We start from the raw sequence: 21,789 nt of genomic DNA on the forward strand, positions 1-21,789 counted from the left end.
ATAACAGTAATGGCTGAAGGAGATTGTGCAGCGGATGAATGCAGACATTAAAAAGGCTCCAACAGGAGCCTTCCTCATTTAATCACGCAATTGCCGGCAGACGAAAACTCGAAATACTCTGCGACAACTGCTGCGCCTGCTCCTCCAGCGAGGCCGCGGCTGCGGCGGATTGCTGCACCAGCGCCGCGTTCTGCTGGGTCACACCGTCCATCTCCGTTACGGCCTGCCCAACCTGACCAATTCCACGGCTCTGCTCTTCTGAGGCAACCGAAATCTGTTCCATCAGCGTATGCACTTTATTCACAGAGCTGATAATAGAATCAATCACCTCTCCCGAACGATTCACCAGTTCCGCACCGTTTTTCACGCTGGAAACAGACTGGGCGATAAGGCTTTCGATATCCTTCGCCGCCACCGCGCTTTTCTGGGCCAGGGTGCGCACTTCACTTGCCACCACGGCAAATCCTCGCCCCTGCGTACCGGCACGCGCCGCTTCAACGGCCGCGTTCAGCGCCAGAATATTAGTCTGGAAAGCAATACTGTTGATGACACTGGTGATGTCCTCAATACGCTTCGAGTTGGACGCGATAGTATTCATCGTTTCGATGACTTCACGGGTTACCGCTTCACCGGTATGGGCATTTTTCACGGCATCCTGCACCAGCTTACCGGCCTGGAACACGTTATCGGTGTTATTCGCCACCGTCGCGCTCAGCTCTTCCATGCTGGCGGCCGTCTGGGTCAGGGCAGAAGCCTGTTGCTCGGTACGGGAGGCCAGGTCGATATTGCCGGAAGCAATTTCCTGCGCCGCATGCGTTACGGTGTGGCTGGCATCGCGCACCTGAGAAATGGTGGAGAGCAGCGCCTGGCGCATCTGCTCCATCGAGGACATCAGGTGATCGATTTCATTCCCGGAATCACGCTTGATCGGTACCGGTACGTCCAGCTTCCCGGCCGCAATCTGTCGACAGTGCTCGCGCGCCAGGTTCACTGGCGCAAAGACCACGCGTTTCATCAGCAGGCTGACGACGAGGATCACCACCACGAACAGCACCGCAATGCAGGCAATAATAACCAGACCCGACACAAAATTATGGCTCGCATCCTCGTTCAGCGTTTTGGCGTACTTCTGGTGAACGGAGAGAACCTGATCGAGCACAATTTCATATTGGCGATCGAGTTGTGACACCACGGGAATAAGAGCGTTGAACCGCGACACATCGTGAGCGGCGGCAGCGGCAATCAGCGGTGCCAGTCCCTGGTTACGGTAGTTTTGCCACGCCTGCTGGTAGGCAGTGACCAGCGGGGCTTCGTCCTGCAAACGCGGCGAGGCCATAAACGCCGAAAATGCACTATCGGCTTTGGTCAGCGCCTCTTTAACCGATGCCAGTTTCGCAGACGAGTCGGTGGCGTCCCCCGCTTCCACCATTTTTACATACTCCATAACCCTGACGCGCAGGGTTCGGCTATGGTTAATGGGATCAATAATGGACAGGACCACCTGAATTTCTTTGTTCACATTATCCAGCGAAGTATTACTTTTAATGATGAGCCCAACGCTGGTGATAGTGCTGGCCACAAAGAAGAAAAGCAGAGAAAACAGGATAATCAGGGATGATTTTTTCAACGACATAACACACCTCAGGGATTTAATTTCCCTTTGGTTATCGGCTGAATCCGATCTTTAATTAATTAAAGTTATTGATATATCCGTCAGACGTTACCCTGTCACTCCACGGCCTTGTACCGCCGTTGCAGTGTGGCATCCAGTTTACGCTGGATAGGCTCCGGCGTTTCCCCTTCAATCAGTTTGCCAATCAGATCAAAGCAGTGCCAGGCGAGCTGACGGTTATCCTGACGAACGGTATCGACAGGAATGGTCAGAGAATCATAGAGATAGTGATCATCAAAGCTGGCCAGACGCATATCGCTTTGCAGCAGATTATGTTGCCCCATATAGCGCAACACCCCTTCCAGCAGACCGCAGGCGGCGGTAAAAAGGGCTTTTGGCGGGCGGCCCAGGCGCGCGCAAAGTTCGGCAAACATTTCGTAGCCGGAGCTCGGATGGTAATTACCATGAATAATCCACTCCGGACGAAACTCGACGCCAGCGTCACGCAGCCCCTGCTTAAACCCTTCCAGACGGTCACGCGTCGGGGAAAGCCGCGGTTGGCCGCCGAGGAAGTAGAACTCATCCGGATGCTGGCGCGCAATGTCGGCCACCAGCGTGGCGGTCGGGGTAATTGAATCGGTGAGGACCAGCGGCAGAGAACTGTCGTTCATATGACGGTCAAAGAGCACAACGGGCAACTGCTCGCTCAGCTTTTGATAATCCGCGTCGTTGAGCATGCTGGAGGCGACAATCAGCCCGTCCACCTGACGGGCCACCATGTTATTGACCACCACCGTCTCCTGGCCCGGATTTTCATCGCTACAGGAGATCAGCAACTGAACACCCGCCTCGCGGCAGAGGGTCTCCAGCTCATGAGAAAAAACGGCAAACCCGTAGTTGGTGATTTCCGGCACCACCAGACCAATGGTGTGGCTGCGGTTGTCCCGCAGCGAACGGGCGTGAATACTGGGCTGATAATGATGTTCTTTGGCAATCGCCAGCACACGCTCGCGTGTCTCCTCCGCCACCCGAAGCTCTTTGCTGCGGCCGTTCAGAACCAGACTGGCGGTGGCTTTTGATACCCCCGCCAGCTCCGCGATATCTTTAATGGTGACGCGTTTTGTTTTTCTCACAACGACTTAGATCCGGCTGCCAAAACCCCTATTCTATCATGCAGCTGCGCAGCGACCAGTAGCGTAATGTGATGTCGGACGCACCTTCGAAGCGAACCTGGGCCGGATGGTCAGGAAAATAGCGACTGCTCATGACGCCTTCACCGTGATTGATGAAAATTTCGACGCTGGAACGGTCACACAGCACGCGTAAATGATGAACAGTGCCCTGCCAGTAGCGGGTCAACTTCTCTCCGGTTTCCAGGCTGGCGCGTTCCAGATGGATCCCCGCATCATCCATAATCAGCCGCAACGCGCCGGCAAAATCCACATTAACGCGCGAGGCGCTCAGTTCGAACTCAAGACGCGTTCCCTCCAGCACCGGGGCATCGCTGGCGCGTCCCTGCCAGTGATGTTCATCCTCGCGCAGCGTTTCCAGCTCACGGACCGGCGTTTGCCAGAGCTTACCGTCGCGGTAGCGCAGCTCGCGCGGACAGGTCATCTGGTGGATCCAGCCGTGGACCCGTGTAGGCTGGAGCATCTCTTCGCCGTCCGGCACGCCCATCCAGCCGATGAGGATGCGGCGGCCGTCTTCTGCCACCGTGGTTTGCGGCGCGTAAAATTCGAAACCGGCATCAAGCTCATGCAATTCGCCGTGCGCAAATGCAGGCGTTTGATAATCAAATGCCCCACTCATCCAGACGGCCGGATAGGTGTTGAGATAGCGATGCGGTTCGCGCGCCAGCCCCTGTGGGCAGCAGATCAAGACGTGTGTGCCATCAAGCGCAAACAGATCCGGGCACTCCCACATATAGCCCGCGTCCGTGAGTCCATTGACGCCGTGACCGGCGATTTCGCCGCAGGACGCCCAGGTGTGCAAATCGGCTGACGTAAACAGCAGCACCTTGCCGCGCTTATGCTGATCCTGCGCCCCGAGCACCATGTACCACTGCCCGTCATGGCGCCACACTTTCGGGTCGCGGACGTGCCCGGTATACCCGTCCGGCAGGGGCAACACCGGTCCCAGTTTGGCAAACGTGCCGTCGTCATTTTGCACCGCCAGACACTGCCAGGCGGTGCGGCCGCCATCGTCAAACTTAACGTTGCCGGTATAGCACAGGGTCAGCACGCCGTTGTTATCCACGGCGCTGCCGGAGTAACAGCCATTGCGGTCATACTCTTCGTCAGGCATCAGCGCCATTGGCTCGTGCTGCCAGTGCACCAGATCTGCTGAGCTCCAGTGCCCCCAGCACTTGTAGCGATGTTCACAGCCCAGCGGGTTCCACTGATAAAACAGATGGTAACGTCCGGCAAACCAGATAAAGCCGTTCGGATCGTTCATCAGCCCTGTCACCGGTGCGGGATGCCACTGCGGATAGTGGCTGTCCGCCAGCGCACGCGGCTGGCCTTGCATAACGGCCTGCAACACGGCAGGCCAGCGGGAAGGTAAGGTCATTATTCAGAGTCCGTTTTATATTTCAGCAGCAGAGAGACGGTGAACGCCACGCCAAAGGCAATCACCATGCCGATAATATAGTTGAGCAGCGAGCTGGCCTGAACGATCGCCATACCGGGAAGCGCCGTCAGCCCAACGGCGGTCATGTAGACATGCACCGACACTACCCAGGCACCGCCCGCTGCGCCACCGATCAGCGCCGCGATAAACGGCTTCACGAAACGCAGGTTGATGCCAAAAATTGCCGCTTCGGTGATGCCCAGCATCGCGGAAAACGCCGACGGTAAGGTAATGGCTTTGATTTTGGCATCACGGGTTTTGAACCACACCGCCAGACATGCCCCGCCCTGCGCCACGTTCGCCATCGCCCAGATCGGCAGCAGGAAGTTCACGCCAATCGACGGGTTACCCAGCAGTCCGGCCTCAATAGCGTGGAAGCTGTGGTGAATGCCGGTAATGACAATCACCGAATAGAGCCCACCAAACAACAGCCCGGCCAGCCAGCCCGCGTGGGCAATCAGGGTGCTAAGAATAAAGGAGATCCCGTCGCCCAGCGCGCGTCCCGCCGGGCCAATAATCAACAGCGCGATAAAGCCGGAGATAATGACGGTCAGGAACGGCGTCAGGATCAGATCTAACGCATCCGGGATCGCCCGGCGAAGCTGTTTTTCCACAATGCTCATAAACCACACCGCCAGCAGTACCGGGAAGACGGTTCCCTGATAGCCAATCATGGCGATTTCAAGACCGAAGAAGTTCATGGTGTGGAAGCCGGACGCTACGCCCCAGGCGTTGGTCAGCGCCGGATGAGTCAGGATGCCGCCGAGCGTTGCGCCCAGATACGGGTTGCCGCCAAACTCCCGCGCGGCGGTGAAGCCAATCAGGATCGGCAGAATAATAAACGCCGCCGAGCTGCACATATCCAGCATGATATAGAGCGCGTTATCCGGATTAACCCAGCCGTAGGTTTTAACCATCCCGAGCAGGCCCATCAGCAGACCCGAGGCCACGATCGCCGGAATAATCGGCACGAAGATGTTGGAGAGCAGACGCGCGATGCGCTGGAACGGGTTCAGCTTGCGGGCTGCAATATCCGCCGCTTCCGATTTACTGGACTCGCTAATCCCTGCCGCCTGAATAAACGCGGTGTAAACCTTATTCACCACCCCTGTGCCGAAGATCACCTGCATCTGCCCGGCATTTCGAAAACAGCCTTTCACGCCTTCAACCTTGCCGATAGCCTGCTGGTCGGCAAGCGCATCATCGACCAGCACCAGACGAAGGCGCGTGGCGCAATGTGCCGCGCTGGCAATGTTCTCTTTGCCACCGAGCAGCGGAATCAGCTCGCGCGCAATATGATTAAAATCCATAGATACCTCTTCCTGACCTCTTTTTATGATGTTCGAAACGCCCCCGCGATGCGGGAGCGTGAAGGGTTAAAACCAGGTTTCCATCTGCACCCCAAAGTTCCATTCCCCGCCCGCGTTGAAGCCGCTACTGCCAAAGGCGTCATCGCTGGCGTAGTTATCCAGCTTGCTGCTCCAGTCCATCCAGGTGGCGAACAGGCGCAGCTCCGGACGGCTGAAGAAATCGCCAATCTTGCCCGCCTTTAACGTCGGGGCAAAGGTCAGCTTGTAGAAGCTACCGTTAACCGCATTGCGATCCTTGTAGCCTTCCGGGTTTAAATCCATGTATTGATAGCTGCCCTCGAACGCGAGGGCGAAATTCTGGGTCACCTCTTTGATCAGACGCGTATTGAGCGTGACCCACTCATAGCTGTCGCCCTTCACGTAGCGGTCCTTACTGCTTTGCGCGAGTACGGCGGGCGCAATGTGCCAGCCACCGCCCAGCGGCGTGACACCGTAACTTGCAAAACGCCAGGTATCGGCTTCTGACAGCAATGCGCCGTCTGCACCAATGCTTTTCACCTCGGCCCCCAGACCGTGGCCGTAAAGCAGCGCCGTTTTGGCGGAACCTTCCCGCAGGCCGTAGAAGCTCTCGTTATGCAGACCCACCAACGCATGCACCCCGTTATTCGCCGCATCGGTTTTAATCGGATCGCCGTTGCTGTCCTTACGGTCGTCATTATCTTTTGCCCGTAAGCCGCTGACCATCAACTGCACCGGCCCGGCGAAGTGGTTCATGCTTAAGATGTAGTTCTGGACGTTGTTGTCGATCTCCTCTTCGCTGCCGAAATTACGGCCATAAAGGGAGAAGTTACTGCGCAGCGTATCGTTCCACTTCACGTCGTAGACGCCGCCGCCGGTCCCGGCGAGAAATACCACGTCGGAATCCAGCCAGTGAATGTCGAAGTTGTCGCGGTCAAAACGCTTACCCGCCCAGAAGGTGCTGCCTTTCAGCGCACCGGTAACGTCCGGCAAATTGCCCAGCTCGGCAAAGGCCTGACGAATGTTCAGGTCGCTGCTGTCTGCCGACCAGTCGTTATAGGTTTTCTGACCGTCGGCCAGCATCGCCTTAAAGCGCGTCGTCGCGCCATTTTCCAGCGTCTGTTTGTGTTCAACATTCAGCTCAACGTAGGTATCCGCTTCGTTCCCCAGACGCCCAATGGCCCCGCCCGTTTCCCCTGCGGGTGTCAGATAAGGACCGCTTTTGCTGCTGGAGGCAGCGTCGTTCATCAGCAGCCCGGAACGGGCGTAACCGTGAAACTCAAAACCGCCTGTCCGATCGGCTTTCTCTTCCAGCGCCGTGGTACGTTGCGCCACCGCCTGTGTGGAGGTTTGCGCTTCCTGCTGCGCAGCCACCAGTTGCTGCGTTTTCTGTTCCGCTGCCGTGGCGCGTTTTTCAGCAATCTGCGCACGGGTTTCCGCCTCATGCAAACGCTGCTCCAGCGCTGCCAGGCGCGCTTCGATACGGGTCATATCCGTCTGGGCAAAAACAGAGGTACTGCCGGCCAGCATGCCTATCATCACGGCAAGTCTGCGTTTTTTATACATTTTGTCGCATCCCTAATAACTATCGGTAAAAGTGCTAAATTGCTAAACCGGTTTAGGTAAGTGATACTAAACCGTTAAATTTTGAATCGGCAACGTTTTTTGCTAAACCGTTTTAGTAAGTGTGATCGAGGCGACAATTCAGGCCCCCGACCGGAGGCCTGCCGACGTGAATTACAGTTCGTGATGATAAGGCAGCGCGGTCATTGCCCCTTTTGCGGTTGTCGCCAGCGCTCCGCAGCGCTGCGCTAACGTGATGACCTCTGAGAGACGGGCCTGGCCATCACGAGCCAGACCGAACAGCAGCCCGGCGACGAAAGCATCCCCCGCGCCGGTGGTATCAATGCATTCCACGGGTGATGCAGGATAGTGCGTCAACGCGCCTCCCTGCCAGGCGGTGACGCCCTCTTTTCCCTGCGTCACCAGCACCAACCTGGCCGGACAGGTGCGCATCAGCGCCGCCAGCCCCTCATGGACCTGCGCATTTCCGGTTAAGAACGCCAGTTCTTCCACCGAGATTTTCACCACATCTGCACAGGCTAATGCCCGCTCAAGACACTGACGCAGCTCGACTTCATCGTGCCAGAGATCGGCGCGGATATTGGGGTCAAAGCTGACGAAACCGCCCGCCTGTCTGATAGCGGCCATCGCCTGAAACGTCGCGGAACGGCTGGGTTCGGCGCTAAGCGCGATAGAGCAGACGTGCAGCCACTCCCCGGCGCGGAATGGCGGGAGATCGGCAGAGTCGAGGAATAAATCAGCGCTCGGGCGAACCATAAAGGTAAAGGAACGTTCACCGTCGTTATCGAGATCCACCACCACCGTGGAGGTGCGATGCCGCGGATCCCGTCTCAGCCATTCTGTATTAACCTGCTCATCCGCAAGCGTTTTTTGCATAAAGCGCCCGAAGGGGTCGTCGCCCACCCGGCCTATAAAGGCGCTTCTGCCGCCCAGACGCGCAATCCCAACCGCGACGTTGGCCGGTGCGCCGCCCGGACATTGCAGCAGTTTGCCCTCTCCGTCGGGCAACAGATCCACCACTGCATCGCCAAGTACCCAGATCGTCTCCATATCACCTTCTTAGCTAAATCATGTTAAACCGGTTTAGCTATTTAAGCACAGGCAGGGTGTCGGGGAAATATGGCGAGGGACAATTTGCTTAACCCACCCGATGGGGCCAGTGAATATCACCCACGCCATTGAGCTGCGGGCGGGCGAACAAAAAGCCCTGGAAGCGGCGAATACCGGCGGATTCAAGCCAGCACCACTCTTCTATCTTCTCAATGCCTTCTGCGACCAGCGTAATCTCCAGATCGGTGCAGCAGCTGATTATCGACTTCACAATCGCCTGCTTGGGCCCGCTCAGGTGGATATCGCTGACGATCTCTCTGTCGATTTTGAGCTTATCCGGCTGGAACCGCGTGAGCAGTGAAAGACCAGCATAGCCGGAACCAAAATCATCTATCGCCAGCCCAACCCCTTCCGCGCGCAGCTGTTTAATGGCGCTGTTAAACTGGTTAAAGCCGGATATCATCTCGTTCTCAGTGACTTCAATGATCACCTGCTCTGGCTGTAGATTGTGCTTTTTGATCTGCGTTACCAGGAACTCTACCGCGCCCGGCACGTTAACCAGCGACATTGGCAGCAGGTTCACCGCCAGTTTGTGGCTGCCGATGCCGAGCTTTTGCGCCAGCGCAAAGGTCCAGGCTTTGGTTTGCAGGTCGACTTCGTAAATCTGTTCACGATCGAGACTATGGAAGAAATGCTCCGGGCTGCCGCCGTCGTTTCCGCGTATAAGCGCTTCGAGAGAACTGATTTTGCCTTCGGACGGCTCGACAATGGGTTGCAGCGCAAACTGGCAGGGCTGTCCCGCCAGCAGACCTAACCCTTTACCAAACGGCGCGCGCTCTCGCGAAAGCGTCCATTTATCAGGCTCATAGTCCGAAGCGGGTGGGATAGCGGTTTTGCCGGTGATAAAGGTCTGAATAAATTTGAAGACCCGATCCTCAGAAGTCAGATAGCTTTCCAGCTTGCTGTAATGCAGAACTGACGCCAGAACCGCTTTCGGGGTCTGAACATCCAGGTCAAACAGCAGCATTCCCACGTCTTCGAAATGTCTGCGCGGGCCGTAATCGCGCATCAGCTCCACCACGCCGGTATGCCGGTCATCCGCACGGATGGTGTTAAAAAGCGCGACGACGCTCTGTTCCGTGCCTTCGAGAATTTGCAGAACGTCACGTCCACTGGAGAGAAGAATGCCTGAGATGCCCTGCTCCGTATTACGGATCCTGGCCTTTTCAACCAGCGCGCTTAACGCTGCGGAGGTGCAGGTTAAGCTCAGCTGGCTTCGATAAATGAGAGTTGTCAGCACAGAAACGGGGTCCGGTATGCGGTAAACGCCTGAACGGTACTGTTTAACATAGTTCCCTGGGATGGCCTAGTCTATTCCACTTCGGGGTTGATTCTCCCCGAGACGGCTGTCGATCCGCGTCTGCATATAGTCGTAGAAAGGATTCGACGTTACGCGCATTAACGCATCTTTACCGACGCTCAGAACTGAGGTTTCTCCCCACAGGGCTATCGTCCCGAGACTGATTCCATAGCGGTTTTTCACCTCAGGATGGCGGCCATACAGATCGTCTTCAGGCGGGAACGGAATGGCAATATGCGACAGGGAATAAACCTCCTGCGGATACGAGACCGACAGCGGCGTCACCGTTTCCCGGGTGCTGCCCGCAGGCGTTGTTTTTGCCACCATATCAAACCTGTCAGGGCTGGCATTGGTCACGATTGTGACACTGTAACGTCTTTTCGCCTCGGGCAGCAGGTCAGCCACCGCCGTCCAGGATGATGGCCTGAACAGTGGACGGAAACTCCCGGCCTGATTGATGTCAAATACCACCAGTTCGCTGCCATTTGCCGGAAGCTGGTCAAACAGCCCGCTGACTACGGCGCGGGTACTGACCGTTGAATCCATGACCGACTGAAACGCCAGTACCGGCGGAAGCTGCGTTAGTTTGTGATCATGAACATCGCGGTTTATCTGCTCATGCAGCGCCCGGGTAAGCAGCCAGGACTGACGTGCCGCATTCACCGGGAACGAATTGTATTTATAAGGATTATATTCCGGAGAAATGTTGAGCCACGCGGCTTTGGCAAACGCCGGTAACATAGCCGGTAGCCCGGCGAATCCGGCAAAGCGCGCAAACGCCGTGACGCCAATCATCGGTGAGAGCAAAACGATCTGCTGAGGTTTACGCAGTTCAGGCGCATCAAGGGCGTCGAGGGCGTATTTCATCGCCAGCGCACCGCCGTTGGAATAGCCCGCCAGGTGCAGGGGGAGATCGTTCCCTGTCAGGCGTGTTGCTTCACGAACCGCAAGGCGCGTAGCTGCCAGCCACGCCTCCCAGTCAACGTCTGTCAACGCGCCCGGCGCCGTGCCATGTCCGGGCAAACGAGGCACTACGGCCACAAAGCCGTGCTTTTGATAATTCACGGCCAGACGCCTGACGCTGTAGGGCGAATCCGTCAGACCGTGCAACAACACTACCGCCCCGCGCGGCTTTCCGGCAGGCATCAGCACAAACGACCGGTTTGCATCCGGAGTAAAGTGTCCTGGCCACACCAGGCTCTGACGGTAATAGCGGTTCAGCGGCGTGCGCTCTGCGGGGGTGACTTTCGCCGTCACCTCAGCATCAAGAGCGGTGAAGATGGCGTTTTCCCGCGCGACATAGGCTGCGAAGGTCGCGTTATCCATCTCCTGCACGGACATTTCGTCAGCCCGCCAGGTATGCCAGTGATGCAGAGCCGGCCCCTGCTGCGAAAGATAAACCCGCACCGCCAGCAGAACGAGCACAATGATCCCGATGACCATCGCTATTTTTTTTGCGAGAGCCATCAGGCGCACGCTGACCCGCCAGGGCAAATTCGCCATGTAAGGCTCCCTCTCTTATCCACAGAGCTTTCATCTTACCAAAAAATGTGAAGAGGCTGTCGTATTCACCAAATAGATATCGCTCAGGCCGGACACTGCACCAAAAGTGAACTACGCTGCACAAATGTTGAGCATCTGTTAAACAAATATTGCATTAACTTTGCTGCACAGCGCGTTTTCGCCGCAATGTGAACATGGCACGCGTCCTGCATTGTTAATCTGATAACAGAAACCCGGCTTTTGACAGCCAGTTAACAGCGAGGCGGTATGACGACCAAACCAGAGGTGTTGAGCCGTATCGAAGCGACCTTTAGCCAGCTCACCCCGAGCGAAAAGCGGGTGGCAAGCTGGATGCTGGCGCACGTCGGGCAGATCCCTTTTGAAACGGCTGAGAGCGTGGCGCTGGCCACGGCCACCAGCGGGATCACCGTCGGACGCTTTCTGCGCAAGCTGGGCTATCGCAACCTTGATGACGCCAAAAAAAGCCTGCGCGATCCCCATCAGCCCTGGGGCATTAACGAGCGTCTGGACTCCTGGAAACAGCAACAGCCGCTGTCGGATCGCCTTCAGCACTCCCTGTCACTGGAGGTGGACGCCATTGCCCATGTCTACCAGCTGGCGCAAAGCGAAACGTTCAGGCAGGTGGTCCAGCAACTTTCCCATGCCGACGCCGTCTTCGTGCTGGGGATCCAGTCCACGCGCGGGATCGCCAACGCGTTCTTCAGCCATCTGGAGTATCTGCGCCCGCGGGTAAGCTATTCCGAAGGGCTCTCCGGTAGCTGGGTGGAGTCGCTTAACTCCGGCTTTGCTAACCCGTATATCGTGCTGACCGATACCCGCGCCTACTCCGCCATTGCCCGCCAGTACTGCCGCGTGGCGAGCGAAAAAGGCCTGGCGATGGCGCTGATCACCGATATCTGGTGCCCGTGGGCGCGGGATTACCCGATTGATTTACTCCAGGTGAAGACCGATACCGGCCATTTCTGGGACTCGCTGGCGCCGGTGAGCTGTCTGTTCAACCTGCTGCTGTCGGGCGTCGTGGAGGCGCTGGGAGATGCGCTGCCGGAACGTCTGGCAATCAACCGACAACTACAACAAGAATTTGGTCAATTTGAACGCTAAAGGAGCGGAGCTATGCCTGAAGAGAGTCAACTGATTGATGTGGCGAAAACTTTTCCCACGCTGCATATCGATCTGAAATACGCGACCGCCGATAACATTACCGGCCGCCCGATCTATCAGCACGCCGCGTGCCTGCTGCACACGGATGCCGCCACCGCGCTGGCGAAATCGATCAGTATCGCCGCGCTGTCCGGTTTGAAGCTGGTGGTCTACGACGCCTATCGCCCGCAACAGGCACAGTCGCAACTCTGGGATGCCTGCCCCAATCCGGAATACGTGGTGGATGTCGCGATTGGCTCGAACCACAGCCGGGGCACTGCCATTGACGTTACGCTGATGGATGAACACGACAACGTGCTGGATATGGGCGCCGGGTTTGACGAAATGCACGACCGTTCTCACGCCTGGCACCCTTCCGTTCCGCCCGAGGCGCAGCGAAATCGTCTGCTCCTGAACGCCGTTATGTACGGCGGCGGTTTTGTGGGCATCAGCAGCGAATGGTGGCATTTCGAGCTGCCGAACGCCGCCAGCTATCCGCTGTTAGATGACCAGTTCGCCTGTTATCCGATCACACACTCACTGTAATTCTGGAGCCCGGCCATGAAAACAACGCTGCTTACTACCCTGATTGCCGCTACGCTCGCCCTGAGCGCCCCTCTCGCGCTGGCGGCGGTGCCAAAAGATATGCTGGTGATAGGGAAAGCTGCCGATCCGCAAACGCTGGATCCGGCGGTCACTATCGATAACAACGACTGGACGGTGACCTACCCCTCGTACCAGCGTCTGGTGAAATACAAGCCTGGCACCACGGAGGTGGAAGGCGATCTGTCGACGGGCTGGAAGGCGTCAGACGACCAGAAAGTGTGGACGTTCACCCTGGCAGATAATGCAAAATTCTCCGACGGCACGCCGGTGACCGCCGAAGCGGTCAAGCTGTCGTTTGAACGTCTGCTTAAAATCAACCAGGGACCTTCCGAAGCGTTCCCGAAAGATTTGAAAGTGGACGCGGTGGATGAGCATACGGTGAAATTCACCCTCAGCCAGCCGTTTGCCCCGTTCCTCTACACGCTGGCCAATGACGGCGCGTCGATCGTCAACCCGGCGGTGCTGAAGGCCAATGCCGCCGACGACGCACGCGGGTTCCTGGCGCAAAACACCGCGGGTTCCGGACCGTTTATGCTGAAAAGCTGGCGGAAAGGTCAACAGCTGGTGATGGTGCCCAACCCACACTGGCCAGGTGAAAAGCCGCACTTTAAGCGCGTCTCGGTGAAGATTATCGGTGAAAGCGCCTCGCGTCGCCTGCAACTTTCCCGTGGCGATCTGGATATCGCCGACGCCCTGCCGGTGGATCAGCTTGCTGCTCTGAAGCAGGAAGGCAAAGTGGCCGTGGCGGAATACCCGTCCCTGCGGGTGACCTACCTCTATCTGAACAACAGTAAGCCTCCGATGAATCAGGTGGATTTGCGCCGCGCGGTCTCCTGGGCGACCGATTACCAGGGGATGGTGGAAGGCATTCTCAGCGGGAACGGCAAGCAGATGCGCGGCCCGATCCCGGAGGGCATGTGGGGCTTCGATGCGAACGCCATGCAGTACAGCTTTGACGAGGCCAAAGCCAAAGCGGCGCTGGAGAAAGTCAAAGATAAACCTGCCAGCCTGACGTTCCTCTACTCCGATAACGACCCGAACTGGGAGCCTATCGCCCTCTCCACGCAGGCGAGCCTGGGCAAGCTGGGGATTAACGTCAAGCTCGAGAAACTGGCGAACGCCACCATGCGCGACCGCGTCGGCAAAGGTGATTATGACATTGCGATTGGTAACTGGAGCCCGGACTTCGCTGACCCGTACATGTTCATGAACTACTGGTTCGAATCGGACAAAAAAGGGCTGCCGGGGAACCGCTCATTCTATGAGAACAAAGAGGTCGATGCGCTGTTGCAGGCGGCACTGAAAACCACCGATCAGGCGGAACGCACCAAAGATTACCAGCAGGCGCAGAAAGTGGTGATTGACGAGGCGGCTTACGTTTATCTGTTCCAGAAGAACTACCAGCTGGCGATGAACAAAGAGGTCAAAGGCTTCACCTTTAATCCGATGCTTGAGCAGGTCTTTAACATCGCCACCATGAGTAAGTAACGGCCCACGCCGGGGGGAAGTGTATGACGTTCTGGAGCATTGTGCGCCAGCGCTGCTGGGGGTTAATCCTGGTGGTGGCCGGTGTCTGTATTATTACTTTTATTATTTCACACCTGATCCCCGGCGATCCGGCCCGCCTGCTGGCCGGTGATCGCGCCAGCGATGAAATCGTGCAGGGCATCCGCCAGCAGCTGGGGCTGGATCAACCACTCTATATTCAGTTTAGCCGCTACGTTGAGGCGCTGGCACATGGCGATCTGGGCACGTCTATTCGCACCGGTCGCCCCGTTGCGGAAGATTTGAAAGCTTTTTTCCCCGCTACGCTGGAGCTTGCCTTTTGCTCCCTGCTGCTGGCGCTGGTGATTGGCGTGCCGCTGGGCATTTTATCGGCGGTGTACCGTAACCGCTGGCTGGATCACCTGGTGCGACTGATGGCGATGACGGGCATCTCGACGCCTGCCTTCTGGCTGGGACTGGGAGTTATCGTTCTGTTCTACGGTCAACTGCAAATTCTGCCCGGCGGCGGCAGGCTGGACGACTGGCTCGATCCGCCCGCCCACGTTACCGGTTTTTATCTGCTGGACGCTCTGCTGGAAGGCAACGGCGAGGTGTTTTTCAACGCCCTGCAGCACCTGATTTTACCCTCCCTGACCCTGGCCTTTGTGCATCTGGGTATTGTGGCGCGTCAGGTACGTTCCGCGATGCTGGAGCAACTGAGCGAGGATTATATTCGTACCGCCCGCGCGAGCGGGTTGCCGGGCTGGTACATCGTCCTGCGCTACGCCTTACCCAACGCCATGATCCCCTCCATTACCGTGCTCGGGCTGGCGCTGGGCGATCTGCTGTATGGGGCAGTCCTTACCGAAACCGTGTTTGCCTGGCCGGGAATGGGGGCCTGGGTGGTGACCTCCATTCAGGCGCTGGACTTCCCCGCCGTCATGGGCTTCGCGGTCGTGGTATCGCTGGCCTATGTCTTCGTTAATCTGGTGGTGGATCTGCTGTACCTGTGGATCGACCCGCGAATCGGGCGCGGAGGTGCCGAATGATGTTAACTCAGGAAACGCCCGTCCCTGTCAGCACCGCTAAACAGCGCATCAACTGGGCAAAGCTGTTCTGGATGTTACGCAAAAGCCCGCTCACGCTGATCGGCGGGGTCATTATGATCGTGATGCTGCTGATGATGGTGGTCTCGCCGTGGATAGTCCCGCACGATCCGAACGCGCTGGATCTGACCGCGCGCTTGCAGGCACCGTCAGCCCAGCACTGGTTTGGCACCGATGAGGTGGGCCGGGATCTGTTCAGCCGCGTGCTGGTGGGCAGCCAGCAGTCCATCACAGCGGGGCTGGCGGTGGTGGTGATTGCGGGCGGCATCGGTTCGCTGCTCGGCTGTTTGTCCGGCGTACTTGGCGGGCGCGGCGACGCCATCATTATGCGCATCATGGACATTATGCTCTCCATCCCCTCGCTGGTGCTGACGATGGCCCTGGCCGCCGCGCTCGGCCCAAGCCTGTTTAACGCGATGCTAGCGATTGCGATTGTACGCATTCCGTTTTACGTGCGGCTGGCACGCGGGCAAACGCTGGTGGTGCGCCAGTTCACCTACGTGCTGGCCGCCCGCACCTTTGGCGCATCGCGCTGGCACCTGATCAGCTGGCATATCCTGCGTAACGCCCTGCCGCCGCTGATCGTACAAGCGTCGCTGGATATCGGCAGCGCCATTCTGATGGCCGCCACGCTGGGCTTTATTGGATTAGGCGCGCAGCAGCCGACCGCCGAATGGGGGGCAATGGTGGCCGTGGGGCGTAACTACGTGCTTGACCAGTGGTGGTACTGCGCGTTTCCGGGGGCGGCAATTCTGATCACGGCGGTTGGCTTTAATCTGTTTGGCGATGGTCTTCGCGACCTGCTGGATCCCAAATCAGGAGGGAAGCAGTCATGAGTGATTCCGTATTATCGATTGAAGATTTGCACCTGAGCTTCCCCATTTTTCGCGGTGACGTCCACGCGCTCAACCACGTCTCGCTGGAGATTGGCCGGGGTGAAATTGTCGGCGTGGTGGGCGAATCCGGCTCGGGAAAATCGGTCACCGCGATGCTGGCGATGCGCCTGCTGCCGGAAGGCAGTTACCATGTTCACCATGGCCGTGTCACGCTGCTCGGGGAAGATGTGCTGAACGCATCGGAAAAACAGCTTCGTCAGTGGCGCGGCGCCAGGGTGGCGATGATTTTTCAGGAGCCGATGACGGCGCTTAACCCCACGCGCCGGATTGGCAGGCAGATGGTGGAGGTGATCCGCCAGCATCAGTCGCTTTCCCGCCGCGACGCGCAGCAGAAGGCGATCTCCCTGCTGGGCGAGATGCAAATCCCGGATGCGGCGCAGGTAATGGATCGCTATCCGTTTGAGCTTTCCGGCGGTATGCGCCAGCGGGTAATGATCGCCCTTGCCTTCTCCTGCGAGCCGGAGCTAATCATCGCTGATGAACCCACTACCGCGCTGGATGTGACCGTCCAGCTTCAGGTGCTGCGTCTGCTGAAACATAAAGCGCGCGCCAGCGGAACGTCGGTGCTGTTTATCAGTCACGATATGGCGGTGGTGTCGCAGCTTTGTGACCGGATGTACGTTATGTACGCGGGCAGCGTGATCGAAAGCGGCAGCACGCAGACCTTGATCCACCATCCTGTGCACCCCTATTCGATTGGCCTGCTGCGGTGTGCCCCGGAAAATGGTGAACCGCGCGAGATCCTCCCGGCCATTCCCGGCACGGTACCTAACCTCAGCCACCTCCCGCGCGGATGTGCTTTTCGCGAACGCTGTTTTGCTGCCGGGGCGAAATGCAGCGAAACGCCGCGCTTAATTTCCACGGGCGCAGAAGGCCAGCAGGCTGCCTGCTGGTACCCACAACAGGAGAGACGCCATGTCTGAGGTACTGCTGGAACTGGATAGCGTGCATGTGAATTTTCCTGCGCGCAAAAACTGGCTGGGGCGCGTGACGGAACAGGTACACGCCCTTAACGGCATGGATCTCCGGATCCATCGCGGCGAAACGCTGGGCGTTGTGGGGGAATCCGGCTGTGGAAAGAGCACGCTGGCGCAGCTGCTGATGGGCATGCTCAAACCGAGTACCGGTGCCTGTCAGCGCGCGAATGCGGCGGGTGGTATGCAGATGGTATTTCAGGACCCGCTCTCGTCCCTCGATCCGCGTTTACCCGTCTGGCGCACCATCACCGAGCCGGTGTGGATACAGCAACGTCGCAGCGAACGGGAGCGTCGTCAGTTGGCTGAAACGCTGGCGCAGCAGGTTGGGATTCGAGCGGAATATCTTGACCGCCTGCCGCATGCGTTTTCGGGCGGACAGCGCCAGCGCATCGCTATTGCCCGGGCGCTCTCTTCGGATCCGGACATCATCGTGCTGGATGAACCCACCAGCGCGCTGGATATTTCCGTCCAGGCACAGATCCTCAATTTGCTGGTTGCCCTGCAACAGCAGCGAAATCTGACCTACGTGCTGATCTCGCACAACGTCTCGGTGGTCCGGCACATGAGCGACCGGGTGGCGGTAATGTATCTGGGGCAAATCGTGGAACTGGGGCCGACGGACCAGGTGCTGGGTCAGCCGCGCCATCCGTATACGCAGCTGCTGCTTGACTCCGTTCCCCGGACCGGAGAACCGCTGGATGAGGATCTGGCGTTGCGAAAAACCGATCTTCCCGGTAATCGCCACCTGCCCGTTGGGTGCTATTTCCGCGACCGCTGTTCGCTGGCGACGCAGGGATGTGAACAGCCGCAACAACTCCAGCCCTCTTCCGCAAGCCGACACGTGCGCTGCTGGCGTAACCGTTAAAAATGAGCCGGACATGCGCCCGGCCCGATATCAGTTCAGTTTGTAATCCAGCGTGATTTCCGCTTTCAACAGCTGCGAGACCGGGCAACCGGCCTTGGCTTTCTGGATAATGCCGTCGAACTGCTGCGGATCGATACCCGGTACCGTCACCTTGCTTTGCAGCGCGACTTTGCTGATGGCAAAACCGCTGTCGGTTTTATCCAGCGAGACATCCGCCGTGGTATCGATGGAATCGGCGGTATAACCCGCTTCGCCCAGCATTAGCGACAGGGCCATAGAGAAACAGGCCGCGTGCGCTGCGCCAATCAGCTCTTCCGGGTTAGTCCCTTTCTCGCCCTCGAAGCGGGTGTTAAAGCCGTAAGGTTGCTGGTTAAGGACGCCACTTTCGGTCGAAACCGTCCCTTTGCCGCGTTTGATGTCGCCAGACCAGTGTGCTGAACCGTGCTTATGAATCGTCATGCTTGCTCTCCTTTTGGCTTACAAAGGGATAAGTATAGGACGCATAATCCATTTTGCAGGGAAGACAGACTAGTCCGATCGCGTGGCAAGGTGGTTTGCCAGCGCGTCGAGGAACACACGCTGTGCCGCAGGCTGATAGTCTCGCGACTGATAAATACCAAAAATGCCGATCGGTTTTGGCGTATAGGCGCTGAGCACCGGCACCAGGCTTCCCTGCCGTAGCGCCGCGTCGGCCTCGCGCTCGGGCAGCATGGCAATACCACAGTGATTTATCGCCGCCTCCATCAGCAGAGATGAGATGCTGGCGCTGAGATTGCCGCTGACCGCCGTCGTGATCGGCTCCCCTGCCGGCGTTAAAAAACGCCACGACTGACCGGCAAAAAAGCTGTAATGCAGGCAGTTGTGCCGGGCTAAGTCTTCCAGCTCCTCTGGAACGCCCCGGCTTGCAAGGTAGTGCGGCGAAGCGCAAAGCACGGACCGACACTCTCCCAACCGGCGAGCGATCATACCCGGTTCGGGGTTATCGGTAATGCGGATCGCCACGTCAATTCGCTCGCCCACCAGGCTCACCGGATGGTTGTTAACATCCAGCTCAATGCGCAGTTGAGGGTAACGCTGCAACAGATCGGGCAGCACCGGAGCGATAATCTGCATCGCGGTAAAATGCGCGCAGGCGACGCGAAGCGTGCCTGAGGGTAAATCCTTCACTGACTGATCTTCAATTTCCTGAGAAATTTGCGATAGCGTGCGCGTCTTTTGCAGGACCTTCTCCCCCGCCGCCGTCAGCGTCAGCTTGCGGGTGGAGCGGTTAACCAGCCGCGCCCCGGCCCACTTCTCCATCTGCTCCAGATAACGGCTCACCATTGGACGGGAGATCCCCAGCGCCCGCGCCGCCGCGCTTAAACTCCCCAGCTCACAGATGCGGTTGTACACCTGGGCGGCAATAACGCGATCCATTTTGACCTCCATTTGCTCGATCTACGAAACTAAGCATCTCCTGTTTCAGGAATTCTGGCAAATGAAGAGATCCGTACAATAGAGACTTTCCTGAAGAACAGAGACCTGACCATGACAATCGCCCGCCTTGCTTTGCTGACAACCCTTTTCACTCCGGCCGTCTTTGCCGCGCCGTTGGCCGTTGATACGTATAACCCGCAGGAAAAAGGCATTTTTGCCGTTTCTTCCACGCTGGTATCTGGTCCGGTAGAGGCGGTACTGTTTGACGCCCAGTTCAGCGTGAAAGATGGCGAAGCGCTGGTAGAAAAAATTCGCCACAGCGGTAAAACGCTGAACAAAATCGTGATCACTTCCGGCGATCCGGATTTCTATTTCGGCCTGCAACCGCTTATGAAAGCCTTCCCTAATGCCAAAGTTGTCGCCACGCAACAGGTGGTGGACCATATCAGGGCCACAAAAGACGCGAAGCTCGCCTTCTGGGGGCCACAGATGAAAGATGGCGCGCCGACGCAGCTCTACGTGCCGCAAGTGCTTGCCTCAACCACCTTTATGATTGACGGTGAGAGAGTAAGCATTGAAGAGCCTGAAAGCTATGCGGCGTACGTCTGGATCCCATCCGCCAAAACCATCCTCGGCAGCACGGGCGTCTCATGGGGCATTCACGTCTGGACGGCGGATACCCAAACGCCGGAAAGCCGTAAACAGTGGCAGCAGACGCTGGATAGCATGGCTGCCCTTAAGCCCGAACGCGTTATTCCGGGCCACTACCTTGGGACACCGCCAGCGGGTACCGGCGCTATCGACTTTACCCGTCGCTATCTACAGCAGTTTGAAAAGGCCCTCACGACACATAAAGCGTCTACCGACGTCATCATCGCGATGAAAAAACAGTGGCCGAACCTTGCGGAAGCCAGTTCGCTGGAACTGAGTGCCAAAGTGAATACCGGCGAAATGAAGTGGTAATAAGCTGACTATCTCCTGCTATATTTAAATTTTTTATAGCAGGAGTTTACTATGACATCGTCAGTAAGGGGTATTGACCATATCGGTATTACGGTGCCCGACATTGAAAAAGCCACCCTATTTTTTGAACGCGCTTTCGGCGCACAGGTTTTATATCATTCTGTCGATGCAGAAACCGATAATATCGATCAGCCCGCCCAGCAACACACCTTAAAATTATTTCCCGGCACTAAAATTCATGCCATTCGCATGCTTGTTATGCCGCACGGACCAGGCATAGAACTTTTCGAAATGCATGGCCCTGAACAGGGATTGCCCGCTCGCGCCAGCGACTTTGGACTTCAGCATTTTGCTGTTTATGTTGATGATTTTGATAGTGCCATCGCGGCTTTCACCGCCGCCGGCGGCGAGATGTTCACCGCGCCGAAGCCGCTTAGCTTTCCGGATGAGCAAGGTGAAGGCAATGCTTTCTGCTATGGTCAAACCCCCTGGGGCAGCATTGTGGAATTGATCTCCTGGCCGACGCCCATGCCTTATGAAAAAACCACGAATTTACGCCGCTGGAAACCCTGAGTTTTATTTCTGTGCTACGGGAGATGTTATTTTTAATTCCAGGACGAATCTGAACCACAACGGCAAAAATATTTGCCAATCTGAATGTGAATTACGATTTTGCACGCCGTAACATTAAACAGACAACGACACGGAGGCAGCATGTTTACTTATTACCCGGCACATACCACAGCAGCACAACCGGAACTTGTTAACGCGATCGCACAAGGTCTTCACGCCGAGCACGGTGTTGTTACTGAAGATGACATTTTGATGGAACTGACCAAGTGGGTGGAAGCCACGGACAATGACATCCTCAGTGACATCTACCAGCAAACCATCAACTATGTGGTTAGTGGGCGAAACGCACCTCTGTAAAAACCTGCTAAGCTGGATCTGCAACCTAAGGGGTTACATTTCGTTTGCGTAAGCAAGCTTGTCCTTAAAACTATCAACAGGATTGAGGAGTTAACATGAAATCGAACCGTCAGGCACGCCATATTCTGGGACTGAACTACAAGCTCTCTAACCAGCGTAAAGTGGTTATTGAGGAGGGTAGCGAAACGCAAGTTACCCACGCTACCGGCAGAAAACGCCCTTCCGGCAAGTAAGTTCCGGCACGATATTCACAACACCATCGGTCACCCCGGTGGTGTTTTTCTTTATGTGTTGCGGTAATTAATATTCAGCTCCTTTA

21 protein-coding genes are annotated in these 21,789 nt (G+C 57.2%); 11 read left to right on the forward strand and 10 right to left on the reverse strand.

The features are described from left to right. Positions 1 to 82: 82 nt before the first annotated feature. The 8 genes from ACQG0S_RS11100 to ACQG0S_RS11135 form a co-directional block, all read right to left on the reverse strand. Positions 83 to 1,633 carry a methyl-accepting chemotaxis protein gene (locus ACQG0S_RS11100; RefSeq protein ID WP_045308137.1) on the reverse strand — a complete coding sequence of 517 codons (1,551 nt, stop codon included), beginning with the start codon at positions 1,631 to 1,633 and terminating at the stop codon, positions 83 to 85. A 95-nt stretch (positions 1,634 to 1,728) separates the two neighbouring features. Next, entirely contained in the window at positions 1,729 to 2,745 is a 1,017-nt protein-coding gene (locus tag ACQG0S_RS11105; protein ID WP_048966632.1) for a LacI family DNA-binding transcriptional regulator, read from the reverse strand. A 28-nt stretch (positions 2,746 to 2,773) separates the two neighbouring features. Further along, positions 2,774 to 4,180: a sucrose-6-phosphate hydrolase gene (locus tag ACQG0S_RS11110; RefSeq protein WP_048966631.1), complete on the reverse strand. Its 1,407-nt coding sequence runs from the start codon at positions 4,178 to 4,180 to the stop codon at positions 2,774 to 2,776. Beyond that, entirely contained in the window at positions 4,180 to 5,550 is a 1,371-nt protein-coding gene (locus ACQG0S_RS11115; protein WP_038416083.1) for a sucrose-specific PTS transporter subunit IIBC, read from the reverse strand. The genes ACQG0S_RS11110 and ACQG0S_RS11115 overlap by 1 nt, the downstream gene beginning before the upstream one ends. Before the next feature lie 66 nt (positions 5,551 to 5,616). Next, on the reverse strand, positions 5,617 to 7,134 hold the full coding sequence (locus ACQG0S_RS11120) for a carbohydrate porin (RefSeq protein WP_048966630.1): 1,518 nt from the start codon (positions 7,132 to 7,134) through the stop codon (positions 5,617 to 5,619). A gap of 171 nt (positions 7,135 to 7,305) precedes the next feature. After that, positions 7,306 to 8,202: an aminoimidazole riboside kinase gene (locus ACQG0S_RS11125; RefSeq protein WP_048966629.1), complete on the reverse strand. Its 897-nt coding sequence runs from the start codon at positions 8,200 to 8,202 to the stop codon at positions 7,306 to 7,308. An 88-nt stretch (positions 8,203 to 8,290) separates the two neighbouring features. Further along, entirely contained in the window at positions 8,291 to 9,502 is a 1,212-nt protein-coding gene (locus ACQG0S_RS11130) for a diguanylate phosphodiesterase (RefSeq protein WP_048966628.1), read from the reverse strand. A gap of 66 nt (positions 9,503 to 9,568) precedes the next feature. Continuing rightward, entirely contained in the window at positions 9,569 to 11,065 is a 1,497-nt protein-coding gene (locus ACQG0S_RS11135) for an alpha/beta hydrolase (protein ID WP_048966627.1), read from the reverse strand. 267 nt (positions 11,066 to 11,332) lie between these two features. Between ACQG0S_RS11135 and ACQG0S_RS11140 the strand changes: the two genes are divergently transcribed. The 7 genes from ACQG0S_RS11140 to ACQG0S_RS11170 are packed head-to-tail and all read left to right on the forward strand — an operon-like array spanning position 11,333 to position 18,161. After that, positions 11,333 to 12,187, forward strand: coding sequence for a MurR/RpiR family transcriptional regulator (locus tag ACQG0S_RS11140; RefSeq protein ID WP_063137767.1), 855 nt, complete (start codon positions 11,333 to 11,335; stop codon positions 12,185 to 12,187). A 12-nt stretch (positions 12,188 to 12,199) separates the two neighbouring features. After that, positions 12,200 to 12,772: a D-alanyl-D-alanine dipeptidase gene (ddpX, locus tag ACQG0S_RS11145; RefSeq protein WP_063137768.1), complete on the forward strand. Its 573-nt coding sequence runs from the start codon at positions 12,200 to 12,202 to the stop codon at positions 12,770 to 12,772. 15 nt (positions 12,773 to 12,787) lie between these two features. Further along, complete coding sequence (locus ACQG0S_RS11150) at positions 12,788 to 14,320, forward strand: ABC transporter substrate-binding protein (RefSeq protein WP_063137769.1); 1,533 nt, start codon at positions 12,788 to 12,790, stop codon at positions 14,318 to 14,320. Between the two features lie 23 nt (positions 14,321 to 14,343). After that, positions 14,344 to 15,366 (forward strand): ABC transporter permease, encoded by a 1,023-nt coding sequence (locus ACQG0S_RS11155; RefSeq protein WP_426750343.1) that lies wholly within the window; start codon positions 14,344 to 14,346, stop codon positions 15,364 to 15,366. Further along, positions 15,363 to 16,259 carry a D,D-dipeptide ABC transporter permease gene (ddpC, locus tag ACQG0S_RS11160; RefSeq protein ID WP_022648185.1) on the forward strand — a complete coding sequence of 299 codons (897 nt, stop codon included), beginning with the start codon at positions 15,363 to 15,365 and terminating at the stop codon, positions 16,257 to 16,259. The genes ACQG0S_RS11155 and ddpC overlap by 4 nt, the downstream gene beginning before the upstream one ends. Continuing rightward, the gene (locus tag ACQG0S_RS11165; RefSeq protein ID WP_063137770.1) at positions 16,256 to 17,242 is read left to right on the forward strand and encodes an ABC transporter ATP-binding protein; all 987 of its coding nucleotides are present in this window, start codon (positions 16,256 to 16,258) and stop codon (positions 17,240 to 17,242) included. Before ddpC ends, ACQG0S_RS11165 begins: the two co-directional genes overlap by 4 nt. Then, a complete protein-coding gene (locus ACQG0S_RS11170) occupies positions 17,235 to 18,161 on the forward strand; it encodes an oligopeptide/dipeptide ABC transporter ATP-binding protein (RefSeq protein WP_063137771.1) in 927 nt (308 codons plus the stop codon). Before ACQG0S_RS11165 ends, ACQG0S_RS11170 begins: the two co-directional genes overlap by 8 nt. Positions 18,162 to 18,191: 30 nt before the next feature. Here the strand turns inward: ACQG0S_RS11170 and ACQG0S_RS11175 are convergent, their stop codons facing one another. Together ACQG0S_RS11175 and ACQG0S_RS11180 are read right to left on the reverse strand one after the other, a co-directional pair. Next, positions 18,192 to 18,620 carry an OsmC family protein gene (locus ACQG0S_RS11175; RefSeq protein ID WP_003857069.1) on the reverse strand — a complete coding sequence of 143 codons (429 nt, stop codon included), beginning with the start codon at positions 18,618 to 18,620 and terminating at the stop codon, positions 18,192 to 18,194. Between the two features lie 69 nt (positions 18,621 to 18,689). Then, positions 18,690 to 19,577, reverse strand: coding sequence for a LysR family transcriptional regulator (locus tag ACQG0S_RS11180; RefSeq protein WP_072201089.1), 888 nt, complete (start codon positions 19,575 to 19,577; stop codon positions 18,690 to 18,692). Positions 19,578 to 19,688: 111 nt separating this feature from the next. Between ACQG0S_RS11180 and ACQG0S_RS11185 the strand changes: the two genes are divergently transcribed. The 4 genes from ACQG0S_RS11185 (at position 19,689) to sra (ending at position 21,703) form a co-directional block, all read left to right on the forward strand. After that, entirely contained in the window at positions 19,689 to 20,540 is an 852-nt protein-coding gene (locus ACQG0S_RS11185) for a Vmh family MBL fold metallo-hydrolase (RefSeq protein ID WP_063137772.1), read from the forward strand. 51 nt (positions 20,541 to 20,591) lie between these two features. Continuing rightward, the gene (locus ACQG0S_RS11190; protein WP_169441122.1) at positions 20,592 to 21,113 is read left to right on the forward strand and encodes a VOC family protein; all 522 of its coding nucleotides are present in this window, start codon (positions 20,592 to 20,594) and stop codon (positions 21,111 to 21,113) included. Between the two features lie 141 nt (positions 21,114 to 21,254). Continuing rightward, the gene (gene bdm, locus ACQG0S_RS11195; protein WP_022648192.1) at positions 21,255 to 21,470 is read left to right on the forward strand and encodes a biofilm-dependent modulation protein; all 216 of its coding nucleotides are present in this window, start codon (positions 21,255 to 21,257) and stop codon (positions 21,468 to 21,470) included. Between the two features lie 95 nt (positions 21,471 to 21,565). Further along, positions 21,566 to 21,703, forward strand: coding sequence for a stationary-phase-induced ribosome-associated protein (sra, locus tag ACQG0S_RS11200; RefSeq protein WP_023300167.1), 138 nt, complete (start codon positions 21,566 to 21,568; stop codon positions 21,701 to 21,703). Positions 21,704 to 21,789: the final 86 nt, after the last annotated feature.

It is taken from the genome of Enterobacter cloacae complex sp. 418I7, assembly GCF_050030705.1.
Taxonomy (GTDB): domain Bacteria; phylum Pseudomonadota; class Gammaproteobacteria; order Enterobacterales; family Enterobacteriaceae; genus Enterobacter; species Enterobacter intestinihominis.